Annotated in this window: 9 protein-coding genes and 1 tRNA gene; 7 read left to right on the top strand and 3 right to left on the bottom strand. The window is 45.8% G+C overall.

Annotation, left to right across the window (positions count from 1 at the left end; genetic code table 11):
* Nucleotides 1-386: 386 nt before the first annotated feature.
* The 4 genes from RIG66_RS29250 to RIG66_RS29235 all read left to right on the top strand — a co-directional run bounded on the left by RIG66_RS29250 (nt 387) and on the right by RIG66_RS29235 (nt 4,390).
* Complete coding sequence (locus RIG66_RS29250) at nt 387-947, top strand: Uma2 family endonuclease (protein WP_446382927.1); 561 nt, start codon at nt 387-389, stop codon at nt 945-947.
* 311 nt (nt 948-1,258) lie between these two features.
* Nucleotides 1,259-2,527: a GTP cyclohydrolase II gene (locus RIG66_RS29245; RefSeq protein WP_446382925.1), complete on the top strand. Its 1,269-nt coding sequence runs from the start codon at nt 1,259-1,261 to the stop codon at nt 2,525-2,527.
* Nucleotides 2,528-2,880: 353 nt separating this feature from the next.
* On the top strand, nt 2,881-4,191 hold the full coding sequence (locus RIG66_RS29240) for a URC4/urg3 family protein (RefSeq protein WP_446382923.1): 1,311 nt from the start codon (nt 2,881-2,883) through the stop codon (nt 4,189-4,191).
* Nucleotides 4,175-4,390 (top strand): hypothetical protein, encoded by a 216-nt coding sequence (locus RIG66_RS29235; protein ID WP_446382921.1) that lies wholly within the window; start codon nt 4,175-4,177, stop codon nt 4,388-4,390. The genes RIG66_RS29240 and RIG66_RS29235 overlap by 17 nt, the downstream gene beginning before the upstream one ends.
* A 178-nt stretch (nt 4,391-4,568) precedes the next feature.
* Here the strand turns inward: RIG66_RS29235 and RIG66_RS29230 are convergent.
* A tRNA-OTHER gene (locus RIG66_RS29230) sits at nt 4,569-4,675 on the bottom strand.
* A gap of 525 nt (nt 4,676-5,200) precedes the next feature.
* Here RIG66_RS29230 and RIG66_RS29225 point away from each other — a divergent pair.
* Both RIG66_RS29225 and RIG66_RS29220 read left to right on the top strand, forming a co-directional pair.
* Nucleotides 5,201-5,500, top strand: coding sequence for a type II toxin-antitoxin system HigB family toxin (locus tag RIG66_RS29225; RefSeq protein WP_446382919.1), 300 nt, complete (start codon nt 5,201-5,203; stop codon nt 5,498-5,500).
* Entirely contained in the window at nt 5,484-5,882 is a 399-nt protein-coding gene (locus RIG66_RS29220) for a helix-turn-helix domain-containing protein (RefSeq protein ID WP_446382929.1), read from the top strand. Before RIG66_RS29225 ends, RIG66_RS29220 begins: the two co-directional genes overlap by 17 nt.
* 212 nt (nt 5,883-6,094) lie before the next feature.
* Here the strand turns inward: RIG66_RS29220 and RIG66_RS29215 are convergent, their stop codons facing one another.
* Nucleotides 6,095-6,445, bottom strand: coding sequence for a hypothetical protein (locus RIG66_RS29215; protein ID WP_446382917.1), 351 nt, complete (start codon nt 6,443-6,445; stop codon nt 6,095-6,097).
* Nucleotides 6,446-6,490: 45 nt separating this feature from the next.
* Nucleotides 6,491-6,958: a hypothetical protein gene (locus tag RIG66_RS29210; RefSeq protein ID WP_446382915.1), complete on the bottom strand. Its 468-nt coding sequence runs from the start codon at nt 6,956-6,958 to the stop codon at nt 6,491-6,493.
* A gap of 219 nt (nt 6,959-7,177) precedes the next feature.
* Between RIG66_RS29210 and RIG66_RS29205 the strand changes: the two genes are divergently transcribed.
* A partial coding sequence (locus tag RIG66_RS29205) for a hypothetical protein (protein WP_446382913.1) occupies nt 7,178-7,391 on the top strand: 214 nt, incomplete at its 3' end.

Raw genomic sequence — 7,391 nt, 5'->3', positions numbered from 1 at the left:
GGGGAAAACCGTACAGAATTCGGTTCGGTTAAACTAACTTCTAAAAGCCGAAACGCCCTATTTTTCGTTCTCACTCTTCCTTGTCTACTGGTCTACCTGTCTTCCTTGTCTTGCCTAAACCCCCATCTTAAAAAACCTACCATTGTGAGGGCAGGGGGGTTCGGGTCTTCCGGACTTAGTGTGCTAAACTGTCAACTTTAATAAATCAGGAAGCTTGCCACACAAGGACTGTAGCTTTTAACCGCCTCAAAACGAATTGAAATCCGGGTAAAAATGGTTAAAGCTAGTGTCAGGTTTAAGAGCGATTCCCCTGCACTCGCTAAGATATTGAAGTGATTAAACCGTCGATAACATTAACAACCTCATTGTCTTGAAGACGTTCAACCATGATTCAAGCCAAAAATAAATTAACACTGCCAGAATTTATGGCACTGCCAGAAACGGGTATTGCCCATGAACTCATTGACGGTCAAGCTGTCCCGAAAATGTCTCCTAAACTTTTCCATTCCCTGATACAATTCGCTCTACTTAACTTACTCAAAGAATGGCATCAAGATAGAGGCATTGCCTGCCAAGAATGGGCAGTTATTCTCAAGCGCCAGGGTAAAGATTGGGTTCCTATCCCTGATGTACTCTATATTTCTTTTGAACGCTTAGGTGAAGATTGGTTGCAAGATCAAGCCTGTCCTACTGCACCCGAACTGGCAGTGGAAATAATCTCACCCGGACAATCGTTTGGGGATTTAGCAGAAAAAGCAGTCGATTACCTGCAAGCAGGAGTATTAAGAGTATGGATTGTTGATATTCACGCTAGGACAATTACGGTATTTTATCCCGATGCCCCACCTCAGACGAAACGAGGAGATGCAACATTAACGGATACCCTTTTAGAAGGACTGCAACTGACTCCTCAACAGGTTTTCCAACAAGCAGGACTCCCTGAATAACCCGCCATTTTTATTACCCTAAGGGTAATTTGACGGGCTGTGGGCTTTGTCTTCACTATTGCCCATTCCCTATTCCCTATTCCCCGGCGCGTAGCGCTATATCAGTGACTCGGAGTCCTATGCCCCAGTCACTGTGTTCCTCGTACCATAGCCTCTGAGCCATTCCGGTGTATTTTAAGAAAAAATAACAGGGTGTTGACACTTAGCTCTATCAGGTTCACGCAGAACCCATTCTACTTGCTATGATCAGAGCTTGCTTCAATTAAACGACTCATACGTCAATTTGAGGTGCATTCTACATAGGAGCCATTATGCAACTATCACAACCGTTGTCGAAGTCGAAACCAAAACATATTGTTTTGACCTCTCATCCAGGGCGTTCCGGGAAACAACCCCCTCGCCTGCATTGGGGAGAAATTGATCCCCTCAAGCGAGGACCGATTATTGGTACGGTGACAAACCTTGCTCATCGTAACGTGATTGGCACTCACTCTGGTTCCTATTCCGTCTATCGGGCATTAGCCGTTGCCAGTGGAGCGCTTCATCCCAATCACCGAGCGGATTTGACCAATACGGCTCCAGTGGTGGAGATTGGTTCCCATCCCAGTTGGGCTGACCCTAATCGCATTGTGTCTCTTGACCCCTTTGGGGGAATGGTGGGGGATGTTTACGCCGATCTCTATGAGCAAGGATACGACATTCGACCCACGATCGCAGTCACCCAAGCCCATGTCAATTTGCCGGAAATCCAAGAGGCGATCCAGAAAAATCGCTTATCAGTTGACGGTAAAATTGTCAAGCCAAACGGCAGTCTAGTGGTCACCAAAGTCGCCATTGACCCCGTGTGGTATCTTCCGGGAATTGCCCACCGACTCAACGTCGAGGAAGGAGAATTACGCCGCGCCCTCTTCCAGCAAACCGGAGGAATGTTCCCGGAACTGGTAACTCGCCCCGATTTACAGGTTTTCTTACCTCCGATTGGTGGGATTACCGCCTACTTAATCGGCGATGTGGACGCGATTACTGATCCCAATCGCCAACTTGCCGTGCGCGTGCATGACGAATGCAACGGTTCCGATGTGTTTGGTTCCGATATCTGCACTTGTCGTCCTTATTTGGTACATGGTTTGGAAGTTTGTGTGCAAACCGCGCAAGCCGGAGGTGCAGGGGTTTTGGTTTACTTCCGCAAAGAAGGACGGGCATTAGGTGAAGTCACTAAATTCCTGGTTTATAATGCCCGTAAGCGACAAGAAGGCGGCGATAGCGCAGATGCCTATTTCAACCGCACTGAATGTGTGGCGGGTGCCCCCGATATGCGGTTCCAAGAACTAATGCCCGATGTACTACACTGGTTGGGAATTACTCGCATTGACAGTTTTGTCTCCATGAGCGACATGAAATACAATGCGATCACCAGTTCAGGTATTGAGATTGTCAAACGCATCCCGATTCCCGACGATTTAATTCCCGAAGATGCCATGGTCGAAATTGCTGCCAAACAAGCGGCTGGTTATTACACGGAAACAACCGCACCCGATGCAGTAAAATTAGCGGCGATTAAAGGGCGTAGTCTCCTGTGATAATTTTTGGTTCGTTATTGGAACTTGGGAAGTTGAGCAAAACCAATGACGAATGAAATGCCAAAAACAAAAGATGATTGCAGATTTGATTTCAGGCAACTTCTTTGTTATTCTTGATCTAGTGACTTAGCTTCCTCATAGTCAGCAGTGTTTCCTTCAATTCAGAACAGTAAGTGTGTCTAATCACAAGTAGAGTGTGTACTCCCGCGCTGGCGTCTGTAGTAACCTATACCGACAGACAGTTATTCAGGGGTACACACTATAAAAAAATTATGGAAACGTTTTAAAGTTTGAGCCTTCGCTTCACTCAAGTTATCTGGAACCAATAACGAATGACAAATGACAAATGACAAATGACAAATGACCAACAAACCATTGCATATCTAAGAACACCACAAGCGATTCGAGAACGGTGCGATCGCGTCTTGGATCTGGCTGAGGCAAACCAGTTGCATTACTTCGGCGGCGATTTAACCCAGCTAGAGAACGTGGCACGTTATGTAATTCAAGTCATGCAGGATGACTATCCTGATTTTAATATCCCATTCCACAGTCGCTGGCGGCATTTTGAAGTCGGAAATGTGCCACGCCTTGCTGAATTATCACAAAAATTAGCCGGACTCACTCCCCTACAAAAAGCCCAAACTAAATTTGATTTAGCTATTGTTAGTGTTTTATTAGATGCGGGGGCGGGTGCTGATTGGCAATATGTTGAAGCCGAAACGGGACAAGTGTTTCGCCGTTCTGAAGGGTTAGCCGTTGCCAGTTTCCGCCTGTTCTGCCAGGGTATGTTTTCCAGTAATCCAGAATACCCCTTACAAGCCGATACAAAAGGATTACAAAACTTAACGGTTGAGCAATTAGCCGCAGGATTTCAGGTGAGTTCAACGAATCCCCTTTTAGGTTTAGAGGGTAGGGTAAAACTTTTACAGCGCTTGGGAGAATCCGTACAGACTCATCCGAAATTGTTTGGTGATCAAAATCCCCGTCCGGGTAATTTGGTCAAGTATTTGCTGAGTCTTTCAAGCCGTGAGGGAGAAGCGATAGAAGGGAGTTTAATAGATAAGGTTATGGAAACAACCGATAACTTATCTAAACCCAACGTTATCGGCAAGCTACCCGCGAAAGTCGTACTCTCGGCTGTGTTAGAGGGGTTAGGTGATATTTGGTCAGGACGACTTGCGATCGCGGGAGTAAATTTGGGCGATGTCTGGTATCATTCTGCCCTCTCCGGGGAAAAGCCGAGTGATCACTATATACCGTTTCACAAACTTTCCCAGTGGTTAACTTACTCTCTTTTAGAAGCTTTACAAGAATTAGGGTTAGAAATTACTGGACTAGACGAACTCACCGGATTAGCCGAGTATCGCAATGGCGGTTTATGCCTCGATTTAGGACTGATTGTGGTGAAAGATCCGGCTATTTTGCAGCAGCGCCACTTACCGGGTTCTGAAGTAATTGTCGAGTGGCGAGCGCTGACTGTAAGTCTGTTGGATAGAATTGCAGATACTATCCGAAAACAGCTAAACTTAACAGCAACCCAATTACCATTAGTTAAAGTTCTGCAAGGTGGCACTTGGACAGCCGGACGAAAGATTGCAGCACAATTAAGAGAAGGAGGGGTTCCGCCGATTCAGATTGAGAGTGATGGTACAGTTTTTTGAACGCAATAATCAGTCGGTGCGATCGCCTATCGCCGTAGGTTGGGTTGACGCGCCGAAACCCAACATCCACTCCCATCCAACATCAACGCCAAATAAGCGCGATCGCACTTATTTCGTCGTAGCGCTGTCTTCGCCATCAGCCATGCGATCGGGCTTAGTCGAGTTGTGGGAATATCGGATGATAGCAGATAGGATCTAGGGATAGAGACATCAACACTAGCGACAACAGCAATCAATGGTTCAAACTCCCTTCCAGCAAGAGTCTTTACCTCCAGCGCTTGAAAGTGGCGATCGCTTAAATCGTTAGGGCAGTGATGCCAGACAACTTAACTTACGTACAACTTACTATTACTTGGCGTAAACTAAGATACGAGAAGTGCGGAGTGGGGGAATCGAACCCCCATTAGCGTTGTTCTTGGACAGGAACCTCTTTCAGATCTCACGACGCTCCCAGTACATTTGGAGTAAGCCACACAACCTCCGCAACAACGCTACCCCGCATGAACCAACCGTCACATAGACAACAGGTGCATTCATAAGAACCTCCTTAATGTTCTCGAAGAACAGAGTCCAAGGCTGCACTGTTGAGACGCCCTTGAGTACCTCTAGAAGAACCCCTCTAACCAAGACTTGCAAGACTTGTGAAGTCTAAAAAGAACTATATATTATATATTATGATAATATTATATATTATCATAAATTGACGCCAATATCGCAGTAGTCAGTAAGATTGTGGCATATTGCCGTTCAATCAAGTCTAAGGCGATCACACAACCAATTCAAGCTTAATTTAAGTATAGAGTTATCCCAGCTTGACAAAATCCTCTCAAAATGAGAGTATTGGTATACGGGAGCATATTCGAGAAAGCAAATAATGTTCACACTAACCCACTGAGTTGGGTTCCGTACCTCAAACTCAGCCTAAAAAGTGATATGTACCCGCATGAACTGAATGATACTAAATACGATCTCTTCCTGCCTATGACACTAGAAACTAAAGTAAAGACACATGCACCTAATTGCAATTAGTAACCTCCGTACTAATGCTGCCCAGTACCCCGATGTCAAAAACCAAATTGATGCATGGTACGCAACACTCAAGAAGGCACAATGGCAAAACTTAGAGGACGTTCGGAAAATTTACCGAGACGCTGAAGCGGTTGGGAACTTTACCGTCTTCAATCTCAAAGGCAATGACTATCGTCTGATTGTTGGTATCGACTACGAAACTCAAACAATTTACTACAAATATTTTTTAACTCATGCCGAATACGACAAAGGCAAGTGGAAAAATGATCCTTACTTTTGACCAAGACGCTTATCGCCATCTACTCGCACAAGTCGCGCCCAAAGTGATTGAGACAGAACAGGAGTATGATCGCGCCCTAGCAGAGGCAGAACGGCTAACCTTTGCCAAAAACCGAACTCCAGAGGAGAAAGCGCTACACAAGTTGCTCGTAACGCTGATTGAAGCCTATGAGGAAGAGAACTATCCGATGGATCAAGCTGCACCTCATGAAATTCTCCAACACATCATGGAATCCAGTGGTACTCGTCAATCTGACTTGGTGGGTGTGATTGGATCGAGTGGTGTAGTGTCTGAGGTGGTAAACGGCAAGCGATTCATTAGCAAAGCACAAGCTAAGGCACTTGGCGATTACTTCCAGGTTTCGCCAGCGCTGTTTATCTAACAATTGCAGGATAGTGCGATCGCCTATCACTGTCGGTTGGGTTGACGCGCCGAAACCCAACATCCACTCCCATCCAACATCAATGCAAAATAAGCGCGATCGCTCTTAACTTAGTCCGCCTGCGCGGACTACCCTTCGGGAAGGCTTCGCATACATTAGTGTAGCAGCGATTTCAATCGCCTCCTCTTGCATGGGGTGATTTCGCTACAAACCTACTCGGTGAGGAGGCATTTTTCCAAAATTGTCTTGAGGAAAGGCAAGATGGAATCAGCGTATTGTTTGCGGTGCTTTGTCTGATCATATTTAATCGCATTCCACAAACTGTGTAATTGTTGATGCGTAGAACATTTTTGCAGGTGACAGGCAATGGCATTTTTCCATTGTTCCATCTGACGATAGCTGATAAATTGTCCTCCTTTGTCGAGACGATGGACAAAGATAACGTAAAGCCAGGATTCGACTTTTACGATGAGGGAAGCCGGAATATTTAAGAATCTGGCAACTTGATGCTTAGTGATGCGGAAGTTTTGGGCAGGTTTGATGCGGCGAAATAAGGCAGTCATGATCGCTTTATTCCTGGTTTAATCGTTTGTTTAATTAGTTGTGCTTTAAAGCTGTTCGTTGGGAACATCGAAAAAAACTTCAAATTCAGCATCCGGTATAAAACGCTTGAGAAAGCGTCGGTAATCCTCTGCATCTTGACGGTTGAAAAATCTCACCACTGTATGCCGTCTGGCATCAGGTAGGAGTCGGATAATTGCCCAAGGGCGGGAGTTATTTTCCAGTTGTGAAGTGGGTTTGGGCAGAGTTTTCCTGGCTTCCCCTCTGATGGTGGTTAAGGTGCGTTCAATGAGTTGCCAAAGCTGTTCCCATTGTGGGCTGGTATCCTTGGGCATCAAATTCCATTCGTTGATGGGTGCTGGTAGCCATCTGAGAATGTAATCGTTTTGACCCGTTTTAGAAAGTTTCCAGGATAGGCGTCGAGTCTGTTTGCGGCAGACATAACCTTGTTGGCGCAAGATAGCACAGACGCTCTCGCCTTCGGATTGAAGGTGTAGCCAGTCGGAGTGTTTCATCGTCGAAAGCTGGGTAAAGTTGTCACAGAAGAGCGATCCGCAGTGTGCGCCTTGTGAAATCGCAGCGCTCTGTTACGCGATCGCAAGTCCCTTATTTGACTTTTGGATGTTTAGACATGCCAAAAATATCCCTTTACGCTATTATTTGCATATTCAAAAATAAAAGTCAAGACCTAGCCGTCCTGATTTTTTGCGTATGCGATAATGCAGGAGTAATGTATGACTGAGCAAGGAAAAGATGACAAAAGGTCGAGGAAGACCAAAATCAGACAGGAACACCAAGACAGTGACCTTGAGGCTCGAACCGAGGGACTGGGAATTATTCCGTCAGAAAGCCAAAGCTCTGGGAATGTCGAGATCTCAGCTAGTACAGAGACTAGCCAGAGGAGAAATACGGATCGATTCGGCGATACTCACAGAGGAACTACTGTTG

Source organism: Coleofasciculus sp. E2-BRE-01, assembly GCF_040221695.1.
In the GTDB taxonomy this organism is placed as follows: domain Bacteria; phylum Cyanobacteriota; class Cyanobacteriia; order Cyanobacteriales; family Coleofasciculaceae; genus Coleofasciculus.
This window is presented reverse-complemented; position numbering and strand designations above follow the sequence as displayed.